The sequence below is a fragment of the Streptococcus sp. genome (genome assembly GCF_032481935.1).
Classification (GTDB): Bacteria; Bacillota; Bacilli; order Lactobacillales; family Streptococcaceae; genus Streptococcus.
Genome location: NZ_JAWERU010000093.1, coordinates 1 through 2,745 on the forward strand (window position 1 = coordinate 1; position 2,745 = coordinate 2,745).

Annotated in this window: 1 pseudogene; it reads left to right on the top strand. The window is 44.6% G+C overall.

What is annotated here, in order from left to right:
* Positions 1 to 2,745: pseudogene (locus E7C97_RS09485) on the top strand (fibronectin-binding protein); the annotation flags it as partial.

A 2,745-nucleotide genomic window follows, 5' to 3' on the forward strand; every position in this document is an offset into this window, starting at 1 on the left:
AACACCTACATTTGAGTTAAGCAATGACAAGGCTACGAAGATAACTAGCAAGAAATTAGTAGATCCAGCTACTGGCCAACCAACTGATGAAACAAGTGTAACGGTAGCGGGCGAAGGTAGCTATACAATTGATCCTACTACAGGAGCGGTTACCTTCACACCTGAAAAAGACTTTGTTGGAACTGCAACAGGTGTAACAGTTCAAGCAACTGCGACTATTACAACTGCGAACGGTAAGATTTCAACTATTACTTCCGATGCAACTTACACTCCAACTGTTGTAGCAGCTGTTCCAACGGCAAGTCCTGCAACTTCAAAAGACATCCAAGGTGCCACTCAAACGGGTAGACCAACCTTTACAGGAACAACTGTTCAAGTGAACGGTGAAGATAAAGCCATTACCATTAAAGATAATAGCTACACACTTTTGGACAAAGATGGTAATGAAGTGGCAACTACGCCAGCTTATGCGGCTGACGGTACAACTGAAATCGGTACTTTCACAATTAATCCAGCCACTGGCCAAGTGACTTTCACACCGACTGATAAGTCTTACTCAGGTGATGTCGTTCCGGTTAAGGTTCAAGCCAAGGATGCCAACGGCACTCCAGCTGAAACAACCTACACACCTGATGCAACATCGACAGATATTCAAGGTGCAACCCAAACCGGTAAACCTGAATTCAAGGGTGGAACAGTAACCGTTGATGGTGTTGAGAAAACAGTAGCTATCAATGAAGATGTTCCAGCTACGTTTGATGATGGCTCAACTACCAAGAAAGTTAACGGCGTTGGTACCTACACAGTAGCAGCCGATGGAACAGTAACTTTTGTTCCAGAAAAATCATTCACAGGTAAGGCACAAGCTGTAACGGTTATTCGTGAAGATAAGAACGGAACCAAAGCCTCTGCGACTTATACACCAACTGTGACACCAGTAACTCCGACTGCGAAAGATACAACATCAACAGGTAAGCAAGGTCAAACTCAAACAGGTAAGCCTGAATTTATTGAAGGCGACAGCCGTGTACCAATGAATGATGACGTTCCAGCTACGTTTGATGATGGCTCAACTACCAAGAAAGTTAACGGCGTTGGTACCTACACAGTAGCAGCAGACGGAACAGTAATCTTTGTCCCAGAAAAATCATTCACAGGTAAAGCACCGGCCGTAACGGTTGTTCGTGAAGATAAGAATGGAACCAAAGCATCTGCCACTTACACACCAACAGTAACTTCAGTTACTCCAACTGCAACTCCGGCAGAATCAACTGGTCCTCAAGGTCTTGTTCAAACTGGAACCGTAACCTTCACAGAAGGTGACCCAGTTGCACCAATCGACAAAGCTACCATTACCCTTCTTGATGAAAATGGTCAACCTGCTGAATCAGTAGATGCGAAATCACCAGAAGGCAAGGTTGTTGGTACATTCACAGTTGATAAGGATACAAGTGTTGTAACCTTCACACCGACTGATAAGTCTTACTCAGGTGATGTCGTTCCGGTTAAGGTTCAAGCCAAGGATGCCAACGGCACTCCAGCTGAAACAACCTACACACCTACCCTGCAACATCTACAGATATCCAAGGTAAAACTCAAACAGGTACACCAAGCTTCACATCTGGTAACCCTGCAATCCCAATGGATGATGATGTTCCAGCAACCTTTGAAGATGGATCAACTACGAAGACCATTCCAGGCGAAGGAACTTACACAGTTGCTCCAGACGGAACTGTAACCTTTGTACCAGAGAAATCATTCACAGGAACAGGTACAGGCGTAACAGTGAAACGTGTTGATAAGAACGGTACTCCAGTTACTGCAACTTACACACCAACTGTAACACCAGTTACCCCAACTGCTGATCCAGCAACATCTACAGACATTCAAGGTCAAACGCAAACAGGTACACCAAGCTTCGCACCTGGTAACCCTGCAATCCCAATGGATGATGATACACCTGCAACCTTTGAAGATGGCTCAACTACGAAGACAATTCCAGGAGAAGGTACATACACCGTTTCTCCAGATGGAACCGTAACTTTCGTCCCAGAAAAATCATTCACAGGAACAGGAACAGGCGTGACTGTTAAACGTGTAGATAAGAACGGTACACCGGTAACAGCTAAGTACACACCAACAGTAACTCCTGTAACACCAACAGCGGAATCAGCTACAACTATTGGATCAAAAGGTAAAGAACAATCTGGTAAACCAACATTCAAGGAAGGCGATAGCCGTGTTCCAATGAATGATAATGTACCAGCAACCTTCGAAGATGGTTCAACAACGAAGACTATCCCAGGTGTTGGTACTTATACGGTAGCAGCAGACGGAACAGTAACCTTCAAACCAGAATCTGAATTCACAGGTACAGCTCCATCTGTAACAGTTGTTCGTGAAGATATGAACGGAACAAAAGCTTCTGCAACATACACCCCAACCGTAACACCAGTTACTACATTTGTAGATAAAGAAGGCAATTCAATTCCAGGCTATCCAAGTGAAGATGGCGAACAACCGAAGAAAGCTATCCCAGGTTATCGCTTCGTAGAGACTAAGAAACTTCCGAACGGAGATACCGAGCACGTCTACGAACCAGTTACGACATCATTCAAGGATAAAGAAGGTAATTCAATTCCAGGATATCCAAGTGAAGATGGCGAACAACCGAAGAAAGAAATCCCAGGTTATCGCTTCGTAGAGACTAAGAAACTTCCGAACGGAGATACCGAGCACGTCTAC